17 protein-coding genes and 1 pseudogene are annotated in these 16492 nt (G+C 54.8%); 15 read left to right on the forward strand and 3 right to left on the reverse strand.

The features are described from left to right. Positions 1 to 51: 51 nt before the first annotated feature. Positions 52 to 435, reverse strand: coding sequence for an aspartate 1-decarboxylase autocleavage activator PanM (gene panM, locus ACQ3G7_RS18975; RefSeq protein WP_263098990.1), 384 nt, complete (start codon positions 433 to 435; stop codon positions 52 to 54). Positions 436 to 865: 430 nt separating this feature from the next. Here panM and livK point away from each other — a divergent pair, with 430 nt between their 5' ends. The 12 genes and pseudogenes from livK to ugpQ all read left to right on the forward strand — a co-directional run bounded on the left by livK (position 866) and on the right by ugpQ (position 11409). After that, complete coding sequence (gene livK, locus ACQ3G7_RS18980) at positions 866 to 1975, forward strand: high-affinity branched-chain amino acid ABC transporter substrate-binding protein LivK (protein ID WP_430891213.1); 1110 nt, start codon at positions 866 to 868, stop codon at positions 1973 to 1975. Between the two features lie 54 nt (positions 1976 to 2029). After that, the gene (gene livH / locus ACQ3G7_RS18985) at positions 2030 to 2956 is read left to right on the forward strand and encodes a high-affinity branched-chain amino acid ABC transporter permease LivH (RefSeq protein WP_061492823.1); all 927 of its coding nucleotides are present in this window, start codon (positions 2030 to 2032) and stop codon (positions 2954 to 2956) included. Beyond that, positions 2953 to 4230 carry a high-affinity branched-chain amino acid ABC transporter permease LivM gene (locus ACQ3G7_RS18990; RefSeq protein ID WP_263098992.1) on the forward strand — a complete coding sequence of 426 codons (1278 nt, stop codon included), beginning with the start codon at positions 2953 to 2955 and terminating at the stop codon, positions 4228 to 4230. Before livH ends, ACQ3G7_RS18990 begins: the two co-directional genes overlap by 4 nt. Further along, positions 4227 to 4994 (forward strand): high-affinity branched-chain amino acid ABC transporter ATP-binding protein LivG, encoded by a 768-nt coding sequence (gene livG, locus ACQ3G7_RS18995; RefSeq protein ID WP_061492825.1) that lies wholly within the window; start codon positions 4227 to 4229, stop codon positions 4992 to 4994. The genes ACQ3G7_RS18990 and livG overlap by 4 nt, the downstream gene beginning before the upstream one ends. A 16-nt stretch (positions 4995 to 5010) precedes the next feature. Further along, positions 5011 to 5724, forward strand: coding sequence for a high-affinity branched-chain amino acid ABC transporter ATP-binding protein LivF (gene livF / locus ACQ3G7_RS19000; RefSeq protein WP_430891216.1), 714 nt, complete (start codon positions 5011 to 5013; stop codon positions 5722 to 5724). A 210-nt stretch (positions 5725 to 5934) separates the two neighbouring features. Next, positions 5935 to 6042: pseudogene (locus ACQ3G7_RS19005) on the forward strand (DUF5431 family protein); the annotation flags it as partial. Then, on the forward strand, positions 5993 to 6151 hold the full coding sequence (locus ACQ3G7_RS19010) for a type I toxin-antitoxin system Hok/Gef family toxin (RefSeq protein ID WP_061492827.1): 159 nt from the start codon (positions 5993 to 5995) through the stop codon (positions 6149 to 6151). The pseudogene ACQ3G7_RS19005 and the gene ACQ3G7_RS19010, both read left to right, overlap by 50 nt. A gap of 292 nt (positions 6152 to 6443) precedes the next feature. After that, complete coding sequence (gene ugpB / locus ACQ3G7_RS19015) at positions 6444 to 7760, forward strand: sn-glycerol-3-phosphate ABC transporter substrate-binding protein UgpB (RefSeq protein WP_263098994.1); 1317 nt, start codon at positions 6444 to 6446, stop codon at positions 7758 to 7760. A 107-nt stretch (positions 7761 to 7867) separates the two neighbouring features. Continuing rightward, entirely contained in the window at positions 7868 to 8755 is an 888-nt protein-coding gene (gene ugpA / locus ACQ3G7_RS19020; protein ID WP_430891219.1) for a sn-glycerol-3-phosphate ABC transporter permease UgpA, read from the forward strand. Then, a complete protein-coding gene (ugpE, locus tag ACQ3G7_RS19025; RefSeq protein WP_263098996.1) occupies positions 8752 to 9597 on the forward strand; it encodes a sn-glycerol-3-phosphate ABC transporter permease UgpE in 846 nt (281 codons plus the stop codon). Before ugpA ends, ugpE begins: the two co-directional genes overlap by 4 nt. A 1-nt stretch (position 9598) precedes the next feature. Then, positions 9599 to 10672, forward strand: a complete 1074-nt coding sequence (locus ACQ3G7_RS19030; protein ID WP_430891221.1) for a sn-glycerol-3-phosphate import ATP-binding protein UgpC — start codon at positions 9599 to 9601, stop codon at positions 10670 to 10672. After that, positions 10669 to 11409, forward strand: coding sequence for a glycerophosphodiester phosphodiesterase (ugpQ, locus tag ACQ3G7_RS19035; RefSeq protein ID WP_430891223.1), 741 nt, complete (start codon positions 10669 to 10671; stop codon positions 11407 to 11409). The genes ACQ3G7_RS19030 and ugpQ overlap by 4 nt, the downstream gene beginning before the upstream one ends. On the opposite strand, the gene ACQ3G7_RS19040 is transcribed toward ugpQ, so the two are convergent. Continuing rightward, positions 11406 to 11903: a DUF2756 family protein gene (locus ACQ3G7_RS19040; RefSeq protein ID WP_430891225.1), complete on the reverse strand. Its 498-nt coding sequence runs from the start codon at positions 11901 to 11903 to the stop codon at positions 11406 to 11408. The genes ugpQ and ACQ3G7_RS19040 overlap by 4 nt on opposite strands. A 121-nt stretch (positions 11904 to 12024) precedes the next feature. Between ACQ3G7_RS19040 and ggt the strand changes: the two genes are divergently transcribed. Beyond that, positions 12025 to 13779: a gamma-glutamyltransferase gene (gene ggt, locus ACQ3G7_RS19045; RefSeq protein WP_430891227.1), complete on the forward strand. Its 1755-nt coding sequence runs from the start codon at positions 12025 to 12027 to the stop codon at positions 13777 to 13779. 35 nt (positions 13780 to 13814) lie between these two features. Here the strand turns inward: ggt and yhhY are convergent, their stop codons facing one another. Beyond that, positions 13815 to 14306 carry an N-acetyltransferase gene (gene yhhY, locus ACQ3G7_RS19050; protein WP_430891229.1) on the reverse strand — a complete coding sequence of 164 codons (492 nt, stop codon included), beginning with the start codon at positions 14304 to 14306 and terminating at the stop codon, positions 13815 to 13817. Positions 14307 to 14616: 310 nt separating this feature from the next. On the opposite strand from yhhY, the gene ACQ3G7_RS19055 reads away from it, so the two are divergent. Continuing rightward, complete coding sequence (locus tag ACQ3G7_RS19055) at positions 14617 to 15654, forward strand: oxidoreductase (RefSeq protein WP_430891231.1); 1038 nt, start codon at positions 14617 to 14619, stop codon at positions 15652 to 15654. 122 nt (positions 15655 to 15776) lie between these two features. Then, the gene (locus ACQ3G7_RS19060; RefSeq protein WP_430891233.1) at positions 15777 to 16472 is read left to right on the forward strand and encodes a pirin family protein; all 696 of its coding nucleotides are present in this window, start codon (positions 15777 to 15779) and stop codon (positions 16470 to 16472) included. Positions 16473 to 16492 lie beyond the last annotated feature (20 nt).

The following is a 16492-nucleotide window of genomic DNA, read 5'->3' on the forward strand; positions in this document are numbered from 1 at the left end:
CCGGACAGGGCGTTCTTCTAAGCCGGATGGAGATCTTCCCATCCGGCTTTTTTACCGTTTTTCCCAGCCATTTTCCTGTGCGGCGAAGCCCAGCGTTTGGGTGAAGGCGGCCATCACGGCTCTGTCTTCCACACCGATGTCCACTATCCACCAGCTGGTTATCGCCGGGTTATCGCGCATCACTTCTTCCACCAGATATTGCCCGATACCGCGACGGCGAGTGATATCGCGCACGCGAAGCGAATCCAGCGCGCCTTCGGTACCGCGTAAGGTCACGCGAACAGCAGCCAGCAATCTGTCATTAAACCGCGCTGCATAGATGCGGTGCGTGTCGTCCACGTCGAGTGACGCGGGGGAGTATTCCGGCCAGACTTTAGCTAAATCAATATGATCCTGCTCGGTAAAGTTCACCAGTCGGATGATAGTCAATTTCATGTACAGCTTGTCCAAAATGCAAAAGATAGTGTGAGTGTAAACAATTTCGTTTGGTCGGGTCTGTTAGTTTTTTATTTTTCGTCCAACAGGCGAATAATTTTGCCGCAGCCTTCGGGATAGCGTGAAACATTGGAGATCGAAAAACAGGCAGGATTTTAACCTAATCAGTAGTGATTTATTCCGCTCTTTGTACCATTATTTTATGCTGAAGCCTGGCCTTTTTTTGTTTATCTCCGATCAAATACAGAATATTATCTCTGCTTAATCGCCTGAAAAATAGAGGATTTAGTCTGGTTTTTGCCAAAAGACTGCGCTAAACCATTAAAGGCACTGGTAAAAATAGCGTTGTACATTAAAAGTACAGAATGCTTTTTAACCATAAAAAAACAAAATATTTACACAACATCACGACGAGTGGGGATTTAAAAGAATGAGAAGGAACGCGAAGACAGCGATCGCGGGGATGGTTGCACTTGCGATGTCTCACGCGGCCATGGCGGCAGAGATTAAAGTCGCGGTTGTAGGTGCGATGTCCGGTCCTGTTGCGCAGTGGGGCGACATGGAGTTTAACGGCGCGCGTCAGGCAATCCACGACATCAACGCCAAAGGCGGGATCAAAGGCGACAAACTGGTCGCGATGGAATATGACGATGCCTGTGACCCGAAACAAGCAGTTGCTGTCGCTAACAAAATCGTTAACGACGGTGTGAAATATGTGATTGGCCACCTCTGCTCCTCATCAACGCAGCCTGCTTCCGATATTTATGAAGACGAAGGCATTCTGATGATCACGCCTGGCGCGACCAACCCGGAACTGACTCAGCGCGGCTATCAGCACATTATGCGTACCGCCGGGCTGGACTCCTCGCAAGGGCCGACTGCCGCAAAATACATCCTGAATACGGTGAAGCCGCAGCGCATCGCCATCATCCATGATAAACAGCAGTACGGCGAAGGCCTCGCACGCTCCGTTCAGGATGGGCTGAAAGCGGGCGGTGCAAATGTGGTGTTCTTCGACGGTATTACTGCCGGTGAAAAAGATTTTTCTGCGCTGGTTGCACGTCTGAAAAAAGAAAATATCGACTTTGTCTACTACGGTGGTTACTACCCGGAGATGGGGCAGATGCTGCGTCAGGCACGTGCTAACGGCCTGAAAACCCGGTTTATGGGGCCGGAAGGCGTGGGCAACGCGTCGCTGTCCAATATCGCGGGAGATGCAGCGGAAGGCATGCTGGTTACCATGCCGAAACGCTATGACCAGGATCCTGCGAATCAGGGCATCGTCGAGGCGCTGAAAGCAGAGAAAAAAGATCCGAGCGGTCCGTATGTGTGGATTACCTATGCCGCCGTACAGTCGCTGGCGACCGCGCTTGAGCGGAGCAGCAGCGCCGAGCCGCTGGCGCTGATTAAAGATTTAAAAGCCAACGGGGCTAAAACCGTTATTGGGCCGCTGAACTGGGATGAAAAAGGCGATCTGAAGGGATTTGATTTTGGCGTTTTCCAATGGCACGCCGATGGTTCGTCGTCCGTGGCGAAATAACTGTCATCCCTCTCTCCGGGCGCAACGTCCGGAGAGATTTAAGAAGGTTATGTTATGTCCGAGCAGTTTCTCTACTTCTTGCAGCAGATGTTTAACGGCGTCACGCTGGGAAGCACCTATGCATTGATCGCCATTGGTTACACCATGGTTTACGGCATTATCGGCATGATCAACTTCGCCCACGGCGAGGTGTACATGATCGGTAGCTATGTCTCTTTTATGATTATCGCTGCACTGATGATGATGGGCATCGACTCCAGTTGGTTGCTGGTGGCGGCCGGTTTCGTCGGGGCGATTGTGATAGCCAGCGCCTACGGCTGGAGCATCGAACGGGTGGCCTATCGCCCGGTGCGTAACTCCAAGCGCCTGATTGCGCTCATCTCCGCCATCGGTATGTCGATATTCCTGCAAAACTACGTCAGCCTGACCGAAGGTTCCCGTGACGTGGCGTTGCCGAGCCTGTTTAACGGCCAGTGGGTGGTCGGTCACAGTGAAAACTTCTCCGCCAGCATCACCACCATGCAGTTGGTTATCTGGATTGTGACGTTTATCTCCATGCTGGCGCTGACGCTGTTCATCCGCTATTCCCGCATGGGGCGCGCTTGCCGCGCCTGTTCGGAAGACTTAAAAATGGCAAGCCTGCTGGGCATCAATACTGACCGCGTGATTGCGCTGACCTTTGTGATTGGCGCGGCAATGGCGGCGGTGGCGGGTGTGCTGCTGGGTCAGTTCTATGGTGTTATCAACCCTTACATCGGTTTTATGGCGGGCATGAAGGCGTTTACCGCGGCGGTGCTGGGCGGTATCGGCAGTATTCCTGGCGCGATGATCGGCGGTCTGATCCTCGGTGTGGCGGAATCCCTCTCTTCGGCGTATCTGAGTACCGAATATAAAGATGTGGTGTCGTTTGCGCTGTTGATCATGGTGTTGCTGGTGATGCCGACCGGTATCCTTGGCCGCCCGGAGGTTGAAAAAGTATGAAACCGATGCATTTTGCGATGGCGCTGCTTTCTGCTGCGCTGTTCTTCATCCTGGCGAGCGTCTTTATGGGTGTCCAACTGGAGCTGGACGGGACCAAACTGGTGGTGAACACCGCCGCGCATATTCGCTGGCAGTGGGTGTTTATCGGCACGGCGGTGGTCTTTTTCTTCCAGTTGCTGCGCCCGCTGTTCCAGAAATCGCTGAAGGGCGTCTCCGGGCCGAAGTTTATTCTGCCGGCTGTTGACGGTTCAACGGTAAAACAGAAGCTGTTCCTGTTGGCGCTGCTGGTGATTGCCGTGGCGTGGCCGTTTGTCGTGTCGCGCGGTACGGTGGATATCGCCACCATGACAATGATTTATATCATCCTCGGCCTGGGGCTGAACGTGGTGGTGGGGTTGTCTGGTCTACTGGTGCTGGGCTACGGTGGTTTCTACGCGATTGGCGCTTATACCTTTGCCTTGCTGAACCACTATTACGGCCTCGGTTTCTGGACTTGCCTGCCGCTGGCGGGGCTGGTCTCCGCCGCTGCGGGTTTCCTGCTTGGCTTCCCGGTGTTGCGTCTGCGCGGCGACTATCTGGCGATTGTGACGCTGGGTTTTGGGGAAATCGTCCGTATTCTGCTGTTGAACAACACCGAAATCACCGGTGGCCCGAACGGCATTAGCCAGATCCCGAAACCGACGCTGTTTGGTCTGGAGTTCAGCCGGACGGCGCGTGAAGGCGGCTGGGATACCTTCAGCAACTTCTTTAATGTGCAATACGATCCCGGCGATCGCGTGGTGTTCCTCTATCTGGTGGCGTTGTTGCTGGTGGTGTTGACGCTGTTTGTGATCAACCGTCTGCTGCGTATGCCGCTGGGCCGGGCATGGGAAGCGCTGCGTGAAGATGAGATCGCTTGCCGTTCGCTGGGTCTTAGCCCGACCCGCATCAAACTGACGGCGTTTACCATCAGTGCTGCGTTTGCCGGTTTTGCCGGGACGTTGTTTGCTGCGCGCCAGGGGTTTGTCAGCCCGGAATCCTTCACCTTCGCCGAGTCCGCCTTTGTACTGGCGATCGTGGTGCTGGGTGGCATGGGGTCGCAATTTGCGGTGATCCTCGCCGCTATCCTGCTGGTGGTTTCCCGTGAGCTGATGCGTGATTTTAATGAATACAGCATGTTGATGCTGGGTGGTTTGATGGTACTGATGATGATCTGGCGTCCGCAAGGCTTGCTGCCGATGACCCGTCCGCAGTTGAAACTGAAAAACGGGCAAGTGAAAGGAGAGCAGGCATGAGTCAGCCATTGTTATCCGTAAACGGTCTGATGATGCGCTTCGGCGGCCTGCTCGCCGTTAACAACGTGGCGCTGGAGCTGAAGGCGCAGGAGATCGTTTCACTGATTGGTCCGAACGGCGCGGGTAAAACCACGGTGTTCAACTGCCTCACCGGTTTCTATAAACCGACAGGTGGCACCATCATGTTGCGTGACCAGCACCTGGAAGGGCTGCCGGGGCAGGAAATCGCCCGGATGGGCGTGGTGCGCACCTTCCAACATGTGCGCTTGTTCCGTGAAATGACGGTGATCGAAAACCTGCTGGTGGCGCAGCATCAGCAGTTAAAGACCGGGGTATTTTCTGGCCTGCTGAAAACCCCGTCGTTTCGCCGGGCGCAGAGTGAAGCGCTGGATCGCGCCGCCACCTGGCTGGACCGTATTGGTTTGTTAGCGCACGCTAACCGTCAGGCGAGCAACCTTGCCTACGGTGACCAGCGTCGTCTGGAAATCGTGCGTTGCATGGTGACGCAGCCAGAGATCCTGATGCTCGACGAACCAGCCGCCGGTCTGAACCCGAAAGAGACGAAAGAGCTGGATGAGCTGATTGTCGAGCTGCGTAATAACCACAACACCACCATCCTGCTGATTGAGCATGATATGAAGCTGGTGATGGGCATTTCAGACCGGATTTATGTGGTGAACCAGGGGACGCCGCTGGCGAACGGAACACCGGAAGAAATTCGTAACAATCCGGACGTGATCCGCGCCTATTTGGGCGAAGCATAAGGTGGGTGAGGCTAAGATGGAAAAAGTCATGTTGTCGTTTGACAAAGTAAGCGCCCACTACGGCAAAATCCAGGCACTGCACGATGTCAGCCTGCATATTAATCAGGGCGAAATCGTGACCCTGATTGGCGCGAACGGTGCGGGTAAAACCACGCTGCTCGGAACGCTGTGCGGCGATCCGCGCGCTACCAGTGGGCGCATTGTGTTTGATGGTAAGGACATCACCGACTGGCAAACCGCGAAGATCATGCGTGAAGCGGTGGCGATTGTCCCGGAAGGGCGTCGTGTCTTCTCGCGTATGACTGTTGAGGAGAATCTGGCGATGGGCGGTTTCTTTGCCGACAGCGAGCAGTTTCAGACCCGCATTAAACGGGTGTATGAGCTGTTCCCGCGTCTGCATGAGCGCCGTCTGCAACGTGCGGGCACCATGTCCGGCGGTGAGCAGCAGATGCTGGCCATTGGCCGCGCATTGATGAGCCAGCCGCGTTTGCTGCTGCTGGACGAGCCGTCTCTTGGGTTAGCGCCGATCATTATTCAGCAAATCTTCGACACCATTGAGCAACTGCGTAAAGAAGGGATGACCATCTTCCTGGTGGAGCAGAATGCCAACCAGGCACTGAAGCTCGCCGATCGCGGCTATGTGCTGGAGAATGGTCATGTGGTGCTGGAAGATACCGGTGAAGCGCTGCTGGCGAATGAAGCGGTGCGCAGTGCGTATCTGGGCGGTTAAACGTTCGCGTAAAACATCTGAACCGGTCGCGAGTGGCCGGTTTTTTATTATCTGAAAAGTGCCATGCCGGGATGCTGCCTGCGGATTTGATGGGATATGATGCGGGCGGCGCTTGAGGCTTTTTGCCTCATGACGGTAGAAAGTTGTGCGGCAGAAAGAAGAAAGCCCCGTAGTAAGTTAATGTTGATTAACCACCACGAGGCCATCCGAATGCCTGAACAACATCAGGATAGCCTCTTACCCGCCGCAAGGCAAGGAGGCGTGAACCATGAAAATTCCGCGAAACACTCTTCTCTGGTGCGTATTTATGGTGTGTTTCACACTCGTGATATTCACCTGGCTGACACGAAAATCACTGTGCGAGATCCGCTACAGGGATAGTGACAGGGAGGTGGCGGCTTTCATGGCTTACGAATCCGGTAAGTAGCAACCTGGAGGCAGGGAGCAATCCCTGCCTTTTCAGGAGCGACAGTTGCCGGCATAGCCTCTGAGCGCCTTTATAAAGGGCTTCTTTGCCAGCAGGGAAGCCCTTTCCCTTATCCGTTGGCAATCCGCCATTTTTCCTTCACGTTACTATCATCCCACCGACATTTTCCTGACGCCTGGCTGTCATTTATTTGTAATTAAAAGATTATTTTTCTGTCATTCGAGCATGTCATGTTACCTCGCGAGCACAAAACGCGTGATATCGCGCATCCCGTATAACAAGAGAGAGCACAATGACAACGTTACGACATACAGCTTTGGGTCTGGCGCTGGGATTCGTTTTTGCAGGCAACGCCCTGGCCGCAACCACCATTCCGTTCTGGCATTCGATGGAAGGGGAGTTAGGTAAAGAAGTTGACTCCCTGGCGCAACGTTTCAATGACACCCACCCGGATTACAAAATCGTACCGGTGTACAAAGGCAACTATGAACAGAGCCTGAGTGCAGGTATCGCCGCATTCCGTACTGGCAACGCGCCGGCGATTTTGCAGGTATACGAAGTGGGCACCGCGACCATGATGGCTTCGAAAGCGATCAAACCGGTGTACCAGGTCTTCCAGGACGCAGGCATCAAGTTTGATGAAAGCCAGTTCGTTCCGACGGTTTCCGGCTATTACACCGACTCTAAAACCGGCCATTTGCTCTCTCAGCCGTTTAACAGCTCCACGCCGGTGCTCTATTACAACAAAGACGCCTTCAAAAAAGCCGGTCTGAACCCGGACCAGCCGCCGAAAACCTGGCAGGACCTGGCCGAATACACCGCGAAGCTGAAAGCAGCAGGCATGAAGTGCGGCTACGCCAGCGGCTGGCAGGGCTGGATCCAGATCGAAAACTTCAGCGCCTGGCACGGTTTGCCGGTAGCGACCAAAAACAACGGTTTTGACGGTACGGACGCCGTGCTGGAATTTAACAAACCGGAGCAGGTGAAACATATCGCCATGCTGGAAGCACTGAACAAGAAAGGTGATTTCAGCTACTTCGGACGTAAAGACGAGTCCACCGAGAAGTTCTATAACGGCGATTGCGCCATCACTACCGCTTCTTCGGGTTCGCTGGCGGATATCCGTCATTACGCCAAATTCAACTATGGCGTCGGCATGATGCCTTACGATGCCAATGTGAAAGGCGCGCCGCAGAACGCCATTATCGGCGGAGCGAGCCTGTGGGTCATGCAGGGCAAAGACGAGGCAACCTACAAAGGCGTTGCTCAGTTCCTCGACTTCCTGACGAAACCGGAAAACGCAGCCGAATGGCACCAGAAAACCGGTTATCTGCCGATTACGACTGCCGCCTACGACCTGACGCGTCAGCAAGGGTTCTATGACAAAAACCCCGGCGCGGACATCGCCACCCGTCAGATGCTGAACAAACCGCCTTTGGCGTTCACCAAAGGTCTGCGTCTGGGCAACATGCCGCAGATCCGCACCATTGTTGATGAAGAGCTGGAAAGCGTATGGACTGGCAAGAAAACCCCGCAACAGGCGCTGGATGCTGCCGTAGAGCGTGGTAACCAACTGCTGCGCCGCTTCGAGCAGTCCACCAAGTCTTAATCTTTTCCCCCTCTCTCCGGCCCTCTCTCGACAAGAGAGAGGGTGTTTTTCCCTTTGCCCAGTGCGGGGAGGGACAGGGGAGAGGCAAACACAAGCAGAGCCAATTTATGTCCTCATCCCGTCCGGTGTTTCGTTCGCGCTGGCTGCCTTATCTTCTGGTTGCGCCGCAACTGGCGATCACGGTTATTTTCTTTATCTGGCCTGCGGGCGAAGCGCTGTGGTACTCGGTGCAAAGCGTCGATCCGTTCGGGCTTTCCAGCCAGTTTGTTGGGCTGGATAACTTCGTGGCGTTGTTCCACGACAGCTATTATCTGGACGCCTTCTGGACGACTATCCGTTTTAGCGCGCTGGTGACCTTCAGTGGTCTGTTCGTGTCGCTGTTTTTTGCCGCTCTGGTGGATAACGTGGTGCGCGGCAGTCGGATTTACCAAACGCTGATGTTGCTGCCGTATGCGGTTGCTCCTGCCGTTGCCGCGGTGTTGTGGATCTTCCTCTTCAATCCCGGGCGCGGGCTGATCACCCACTTTTTGGAACACTTTGGCTATGACTGGAACCATGCGCAACATAGCGGCCAGGCCATGTTCCTTGTGGTGTTCGCCTCGGTGTGGAAGCAGATAAGCTATAACTTTCTGTTCTTTTTTGCGGCGTTACAGTCGATCCCCCGTTCGCTGGTGGAAGCGGCCGCCATTGATGGCGCAGGGCCTGTCCGCCGGTTCTTCAAATTGTCGCTACCGTTAATCGCGCCGGTCAGTTTCTTCCTGCTGGTAGTGAACCTGGTGTATGCCTTTTTCGACACGTTCCCGGTTATCGATGCTGCCACTGCCGGAGGACCGGTACAGGCGACTACCACGCTTATCTACAAGATCTACCGTGAAGGTTTTGCCGGGCTGGATCTCTCCGCGTCTGCGGCGCAGTCGGTCGTGCTGATGGTGCTGGTGATTGTGCTAACGGTCGTTCAGTTCCGCTATGTTGAAAGTAAGGTGCGCTACCAATGATTGAGAATCGCCCTGGCCTGACGCTGTTCAGCCATATCATGCTTATTCTCGGCATTGCGGTGGTGCTGTTCCCGCTGTATGTCGCCTTTGTGACGGCAACGCTGGATATTAATGCGGTTTATGACACCCCGATGACCCTAATCCCCGGGACGCACCTGTGGGAAAACCTGCGCAATATCTGGATAAACGGCATCGGCGTGAACAGCGCGCCTTTCTGGTTGATGCTGACCAACAGTTTCATTATGGCGCTGGTGATCACCGTCGGGAAAATCGCCGTGTCGATCCTGTCGGCGTTTGCCATCGTCTGGTTCCGCTTCCCGCTGCGTAACCTGTTCTTCTGGATGATCTTCAGTACGCTGATGCTGCCCGTGGAAGTGCGCATTTTTCCGACGGTGGAAGTGATAGCCAACCTGAAAATGCTCGACAGCTACACCGGCCTAACGCTGCCGTTGATGGCATCGGCTACTGCAACATTCCTGTTCCGCCAATTCTTTATGACGCTGCCGGACGAACTGATAGAAGCGGCACGCATTGACGGTGCCTCACCGATGCGCTTTTTCCGCGACATCGTACTGCCGCTCTCTAAAACCAACCTTGCGGCGTTGTTTGTTATCACCTTTATCTACGGCTGGAACCAGTATCTGTGGCCGCTGCTGATTATCAGCGATGTGAACCTTGGCACCGCCGTAGCGGGTGTGAAAGGCATGATTGCCAGCGGCGAAGGCACCACGCAATGGAACCAGGTGATGGCAGCCATGTTGCTGACGCTGATCCCCCCGGTCGTTATCGTTTTAGCCATGCAGCGCGCCTTTGTGCGCGGCCTGGTCGACAGTGAGAAATAAGATGGCAGGATTAAAATTACAAGCGGTTACGAAGAGTTGGGACAGTGGTAAAACCCAGGTGATCCAGCCACTGACGCTGGATGTCGCCGACGGCGAATTTATTGTCATGGTTGGGCCATCCGGCTGTGGGAAATCCACCTTGCTGCGGATGGTCGCCGGGCTGGAACGCGTCTCCAGCGGCGATATCTGGATCGATACCCAGCGTGTTACGGAAATGGAACCCAAAGATCGCGGGATTGCGATGGTATTTCAGAACTATGCGCTCTACCCGCACATGAGTGTGGAGGAGAACATGGCGTGGGGGCTGAAGATCCGCGGTATGGGCAAGGAGCATATCGCCGGGCGCGTGGCGGAAGCTGCACGTATTCTCGAACTGGATGGGCTGTTAAAACGCCGTCCGCGTGAGCTCTCTGGTGGTCAGCGCCAGCGTGTGGCGATGGGGCGTGCGATTGTGCGCGATCCGGCAGTATTCCTGTTTGATGAACCTCTCTCGAACCTCGACGCCAAACTGCGTGTGCAGATGCGGCTGGAGCTACAACAGTTGCACCGTCGCCTGAACACCACCTCGTTGTACGTGACACACGACCAGGTGGAAGCGATGACGCTGGCACAACGGGTGATGGTGATGAACAAAGGCGTGGCGGAACAGATCGGTACGCCGGTTGAGGTGTATGAGAAACCCGCCAGCCGTTTTGTCGCCAGCTTTATTGGTAGCCCGGCCATGAACCTGCTTGATGGTCGCATCAGTAGCGCAGGCACCCATTTTGAACTGGACAGCGGTATGGCGCTGCCCATCAATTGGTATTATCGCGGTTACGCCGGGCGTAAAATGACGCTGGGTATCCGCCCGGAACATATTGCGTTAAGCTCACAATCCGCTGGCGGTATCCCGCTGGTGATGGATACGCTGGAGATGCTCGGCGCCGATAACCTGGCGCACGGGCGCTGGGGAGAGCAGAAGCTGGTGGTGCGTCTTGCGCATCAGGAGCGCCCGGCGGCAGGCAGCACGCTGTGGCTCTCTCTGCCGGAAAATCACCTCCACTTATTTGATGGTGAAACAGGACAACGAGTATGAGTAACTGGCCATATCCCCACATTGTCGCGCATCGCGGCGGCGGTAAACTGGCGCCGGAAAATACGCTGGCGGCGATTGATGTCGGCGCTCGCTACGGTCACACGATGATTGAGTTCGACGCCAAGCTATCAAAAGATGGGAAGATTTTTTTACTGCATGACGACAACCTCGAGCGCACCAGCAATGGCTGGGGCGTGGCGGGCGAGCTGGCATGGCATGATTTGCTGAAAGTGGATGCGGGCGGCTGGTACAGCGGGGAATTTAAAGGTGAACCGTTGCCGCTGCTTTCTCAGGTCGCGGAGCGCTGCCGTCTGCATGGAATGATGGCCAATATCGAAATCAAACCCACCACCGGCACCGGGCCGCTGACGGGTAAAGTGGTGGCGCTGGCGGCGCGAGAACTCTGGGCAGGAATGACACCGCCGCTGCTCTCTTCTTTTGAGATTGATGCGCTGGAAGCGGCGCAACAGGCTGCGCCGGAGCTGCCACGCGGGCTATTGCTGGATGAATGGCGTGATGACTGGCAGGAACTGACCACCCGGTTAGGGTGCGTCTCTATTCACCTGAATCATCGCCTGCTGGACGAAGCCCGCACGCGGATGCTGCGTGCGGCAGGTTTACGCATTCTGGTTTATACCGTTAATGAACCCCAACGTGCGGGAGAGTTGCTGCGCTGGGGCGTGGATTGTATCTGCACCGATAAAATCGACGATATCGGCCCTAATTTTACGTTTTAAGGTGTTGTGGATGACGGCGTGCTACGCAGCAGGCCGCCGTTCTGATTCTGCGGCAGCATGTGCTGCTGCGTCCCTGTTCCGGCACTGCTGTTTGTTCCGCTGCTGAACTGACTGCCGTTCTGATTCTGCGGCAACATATGTTGCTGCGTGTTCACCCTGCCACCATTACCGATCCCCTGGCTGAGCATGCCGCCGTTAGTATTGGGGAGCAGTTGCTGGCGGCTGGGATCGAGCTCCCCCGGCTGGGCCTGCCTTACGCGTTGCGCGTCGTTATTTAACTGAGTCTGCAGGCGTTGTTGCTGCTGACGGGCTTGCGTCTGTAGCTGTTGATTCAGCATTCCTTTCTGTTGCTGTTGCTGGTTAAGCATCCGCGTTTCCATGCGCTGCTGGCTGGGGATCACATACCCCGGCTGATTGGGGTTATTGGTGGTATTCAGCGGCTGTGCACATGCGGCAAAAGGTAGCAGTGCCGCCACAAACAGTAATCGTTTCATCGTCCTTTCCTCCTTTGAGGCTTCTCCTAAGTTTACCTCGTTTCATTCATGACGATGATTTTTTAGGAGTTGTGAACCAGGCTTAATCGGGAACTGTAGCCCTTCTATTCGGAGAACGACGATGATGAAACAGAAGTTTGCGCGCTGGGTGGCTATCGCCGCGCTGACCGCGGGAGGATGTTTTAGCGCTGGCGCTGCGCCGCCACCGACGCAAGCACCTGCGCCCGTCTCATACGGCGTTGAAGCCGATGTTTTCCATCCTGTGCGGGCGAAGCAGGGCATGGTGGCATCCGTGGATGAGACCGCAACCCGTGTTGGCGTCGATACCCTGAAACAGGGCGGTAACGCCGTGGATGCTGCCGTCGCGGTGGGCTATGCGCTGGCAGTCACCCATCCACAAGCCGGAAACCTGGGCGGCGGCGGGTTTATGATGATCCGTACCAAAGACGGCAAGGTTACCGCCATCGACTTTCGCGAAATGGCGCCAGCCGCTGCCACACGCGATATGTTTCTCGACGATCAGGGCAACCCGGACAGTAAAAAGTCGCTGACGTCGCATCTGGCCTCCGGTACGCCCGGCACGGTTGCGGGGTTCTCGCTGGCGCTGGAGAAGTACGGCACCCTGCCATTGAATAAAGTCATTCAGCCTGCGATCAAGCTGGCCAGACAAGGGATCACAGTGAATGACGCGCTGGCGGACGACCTGAAAACCTACGGCAGTGAAGTGCTGCCAAACCATGAAAACAGTAAAGCGATTTTCTGGAAGAACGACGAACCGCTGAAAAAGGGCGACAAACTGGTGCAGAGCAATCTCGCCAAAAGCCTGGAACTGATTGCAGAGAAAGGGCCGGATGCCTTCTATAAAGGCGAGATTGCCAGTCAGATAGTGCAAGAGATGAGCAAGAACGGCGGGCTTATCAGCAAAGAGGATCTGGCCAATTATAAAGCCGTCGAGCGTACGCCCATCAGCGGTGATTATCGCGGTTACCAGGTTTACTCCATGCCACCGCCGTCGTCTGGCGGTATCCATATTGTGCAAATCCTCAATATCCTTGAAAACTTCGATATGGCGAAATATGGCTTTGGCAGCGCCGACGCAATGCAGGTGATGGCGGAAGCCGAAAAGTACGCCTATGCCGATCGCTCTGAGTATCTTGGCGATCCGGACTTCGTGAAAGTGCCGTGGCAGGCGCTCACCAATAAAGCGTATGCCAAATCCATTGCGGAAAAAATTGACGTTAACAAAGCCCGGCCTTCCAGCCAGATCCGCCCCGGTAAGCTGGAGCCGTATGAGAGTAACCAAACCACGCACTTCTCCGTTGTCGACAAAGACGGCAATGCGGTTTCGGTGACGTATACGCTGAACACCACGTTCGGGACCGGGATTGTCGCGGGGAATAGCGGCATTCTGCTGAATAATGAGATGGATGACTTCTCTGCAAAACCCGGTGTGCCGAATGTCTACGGACTGGTAGGCGGTGACGCCAATGCGGTCGGCCCTGGCAAACGTCCGCTCTCGTCCATGTCGCCCACCATTGTGGTGAAAGACGGTAAAACCTGGCTGGTCACCGGCAGCCCTGGCGGTAGTCGTATTATCACAACGGTGCTGCAAATGGTGGTTAACAGCATCGATTTTGGGATGAATGTCGCCGAAGCGAGCAATGCGCCGCGCTTCCATCATCAGTGGCTACCGGATGAGTTGCGCGTGGAAAAAGGCTTTAGCCCGGACACGCTAAAACTGCTCGAGCAACGCGGGCAGAAAGTGGTGGTGAAAGAGGCGATGGGAAGCACGCAGAGCATTATGGTCGGGCCAGATGGCACGCTGTATGGTGCGTCTGACCCGCGTTCGGTGGATGATTTAACGGCCGGTTATTGATTTAAACCTCTCCCCAACCGGGGAGAGGTTTCCGTTTAACCCTTCACGCGCGCCATAAAATAAGCATCCACATACTCACCGTTGCGCAGCGCGTAGTGTTTTCCGGTGCCTTCGACGTCAAAACCGAACTTACGGTACACCGCCAGCGCGGGCGCATTATCGACAAACACCGTTAATTCAATGCGTTCGATGCGCAGCCAGTTATCACACAGGTTGACCATTTCATGCATCAGTGCACTGGCGACGCCGCGATTGTGAAACGCTGACGAAACCGCCATGCCAAAGGCGGCTACATGGCTGCGGCGCGGGTTTTGTTCCACCATCAGCGTCAGGTTTCCGGCAACCTGCTCATCAATACAGGCGACCAACTGGCGACGGCCTGGCTGCGGTTTCAGGCGATCTTCCCACAACTCAGCAGGCGGATGAGGTAGCTGTAGCAGGTTGTGATACACCTCGGGTTGCGCATAAAACTGGCGTAAGGCTTCTGCATCGCGCGCTTCGGCATGGCGTATCACTATCTCACTCATCCTGCTTCTCCTTGTTTGTGGGGATGACTTACACATTCCTGGCTTTGTGGCGCAGCGTCAACTGCCATTTTTTGCAAAAAGAAGTAGACAAGTGCGAATGATAATGATTATTATTGCCATGCGTTCAGGGAAACCGTAGCGGTAATCCTGAAAGCACGACATTGCTCACATTGCTTCCAGTATTTTCTTAGCCAGCCGGGTGCTGGCTTTTTTTTGCCGCAAACATGTCGGTCTTTTAAGACGCCATGCAGGGACAACCTCCGCAAGGTTGCGCTATGGTAGTGACAGTCACCTTAACAAGGACTGGATCATGACATTACATTGCGCATTCATTGGGTTTGGCAAAAGCACTACCCGCTACCACCTCCCTTATGTTCTGAACCGTAAAGCAAGCTGGCATGTGGCGCATATTTTCCGCCGTCACCCGAAGCCGGAAGAGCAGCACCCGCACTATCAACATATTCACTTCACCAGCGATCTCGACGATATTTTTAACGATCCGCAGGTCAAACTGGTGATCGTCTGTACTCATGCCGACAGCCACTTCGATTATGCGAAACGCGCGCTGGAAGCAGGTAAAAATGTGCTGGTGGAAAAGCCGTTTACACCGACCATGGCGGAAGCTGTCACCCTGTTTGAACTGGCGAAACGCAAAGGTCTGACGGTCACGCCGTATCAGAATCGCCGTTTCGACGCCTGTTTCCTGACCACCAAAAAGGCGATTGAAAGCGGTAAGCTTGGCAATATCGTTGAAATTGAAAGCCATTTTGATTATTACCGCCCGGTGGCGGAAACCAATCCAGGCTTGCCGCAGGATGGATCGTTTTACGGCCTTGGCGTTCATACCATGGACCAAATCATCTCTCTGTTTGGCCGACCGGATCATGCCGCGTATGACATCCGTAGCCTGCGCAATAAAGCCAATCCGGACGATACCTTCGAGGCGCAGCTCTTCTATGGCGATTTGAAAGCGATTGTTAAAACCAGCCATCTGGTGAAAATCGACTACCCCAAATTTATTGTTCATGGCACCAAAGGTTCGTTTATCAAATACGGTATCGATCAGCAGGAAACCAGCCTGAAGGCCAATATTATGCCGGGGGAGGCGGGGTTTGCCGCAGATAACAGTATCGGCATTCTCGAGTATGTGAATGCGGCGGGCGAAACGGTGCGTGAAGAGATTGCGCCGGAAAAGGGCGACTATGGCCGCGTCTACGATGCGCTGTATGCAACGCTGGTGAATGGCACGCCGAATTACGTCAAGGAATCTGAAGTTCTCACCAACCTTGAACTGCTGGAGCACGCCTTTAAGCAGGCATCACCCGCCACGGTAACCCTCACAAAATAGCCTGAAAAGACTCCTCACAACTTGTTCATTTTTTTTGAACAGAGGAGTCAATTTTCACCCTCTATGATCCCCGACCGATTGCGTCCACACTTACTCCATCGAAAACATACGGGGGTAAAAAAATGATCTTCTTACGCAAAGCAAACGACCGTGGTCACGCAAATCATGGCTGGCTGGATTCCTGGCACACGTTCTCTTTCGCCAACTATTATGACCCGAATTTTATGGGCTTCTCGGCGCTTCGCGTCATTAACGACGACGTGATCGACCCGGGTCAGGGCTTCGGCACCCATCCGCACAAAGACATGGAAATCCTGACCTATGTGCTGGAAGGGGCCGTTGAGCACCAGGACAGCATGGGCAACAAAGAGCAGGTACCTGCGGGTGAATTCCAGATTATGAGCGCCGGAACCGGGGTGCGTCACTCTGAATACAACCCGAGCGACACCGAGCGTCTGCGCCTGTATCAAATCTGGATCATTCCGGAAACGAACGGCATCACGCCGCGCTACGAGCAGCGCCGCTTTGACGCTGCGCAGGGCAAACAACTGGTGCTGTCGCCGGATGCACGCAATGGCTCTCTGAAAGTGCACCAGGATATGGAACTCTACCGCTGGGCGCTGTTGAAAGATGAGCAGTCGGTGCATCAGATCGCCGCTGACCGCCGCGTGTGGATCCAGGTGGTGAAAGGGGATATCACCATCAACGGCACCAAAGCCACCACCAGCGATGGTCTGGCAATCTGGGATGAGCAGGCTATCTCGGTTCATGCCGATAGCGACAGTGAAATTCTGCTGTTTGACCTGCCGCCAGTTTGATGTGGCTTAAATAAATGACG

Origin of the sequence: Kosakonia sp. N21 (genome assembly GCF_050587465.1) — a bacterium.
GTDB lineage: Bacteria > Pseudomonadota > Gammaproteobacteria > Enterobacterales > Enterobacteriaceae.

Excerpts from the sequence above, each read along its gene's own strand:
- livH (WP_061492823.1), top strand. The coding sequence starts at position 2,030 with ATGTCCGAGCAGTTTCTCTACTTCTTGCAGCAGATGTTTAACGGCGTC.
- ACQ3G7_RS19030 (WP_430891221.1), top strand. The coding sequence starts at position 9,599 with ATGGCAGGATTAAAATTACAAGCGGTTACGAAGAGTTGGGACAGTGGT.
- ACQ3G7_RS19040 (WP_430891225.1), bottom strand. The coding sequence starts at position 11,903 with ATGAAACGATTACTGTTTGTGGCGGCACTGCTACCTTTTGCCGCATGT.
- livK (WP_430891213.1), top strand. The coding sequence starts at position 866 with ATGAGAAGGAACGCGAAGACAGCGATCGCGGGGATGGTTGCACTTGCG.
- ACQ3G7_RS19010 (WP_061492827.1), top strand. The coding sequence starts at position 5,993 with ATGAAAATTCCGCGAAACACTCTTCTCTGGTGCGTATTTATGGTGTGT.
- ugpQ (WP_430891223.1), top strand. The coding sequence starts at position 10,669 with ATGAGTAACTGGCCATATCCCCACATTGTCGCGCATCGCGGCGGCGGT.
- ACQ3G7_RS19060 (WP_430891233.1), top strand. The coding sequence starts at position 15,777 with ATGATCTTCTTACGCAAAGCAAACGACCGTGGTCACGCAAATCATGGC.
- livG (WP_061492825.1), top strand. The coding sequence starts at position 4,227 with ATGAGTCAGCCATTGTTATCCGTAAACGGTCTGATGATGCGCTTCGGC.
- ugpA (WP_430891219.1), top strand. The coding sequence starts at position 7,868 with ATGTCCTCATCCCGTCCGGTGTTTCGTTCGCGCTGGCTGCCTTATCTT.
- ugpB (WP_263098994.1), top strand. The coding sequence starts at position 6,444 with ATGACAACGTTACGACATACAGCTTTGGGTCTGGCGCTGGGATTCGTT.
- ACQ3G7_RS18990 (WP_263098992.1), top strand. The coding sequence starts at position 2,953 with ATGAAACCGATGCATTTTGCGATGGCGCTGCTTTCTGCTGCGCTGTTC.
- panM (WP_263098990.1), bottom strand. The coding sequence starts at position 435 with ATGAAATTGACTATCATCCGACTGGTGAACTTTACCGAGCAGGATCAT.
- livF (WP_430891216.1), top strand. The coding sequence starts at position 5,011 with ATGGAAAAAGTCATGTTGTCGTTTGACAAAGTAAGCGCCCACTACGGC.
- ACQ3G7_RS19055 (WP_430891231.1), top strand. The coding sequence starts at position 14,617 with ATGACATTACATTGCGCATTCATTGGGTTTGGCAAAAGCACTACCCGC.
- ugpE (WP_263098996.1), top strand. The coding sequence starts at position 8,752 with ATGATTGAGAATCGCCCTGGCCTGACGCTGTTCAGCCATATCATGCTT.
- yhhY (WP_430891229.1), bottom strand. The coding sequence starts at position 14,306 with ATGAGTGAGATAGTGATACGCCATGCCGAAGCGCGCGATGCAGAAGCC.
- ggt (WP_430891227.1), top strand. The coding sequence starts at position 12,025 with ATGATGAAACAGAAGTTTGCGCGCTGGGTGGCTATCGCCGCGCTGACC.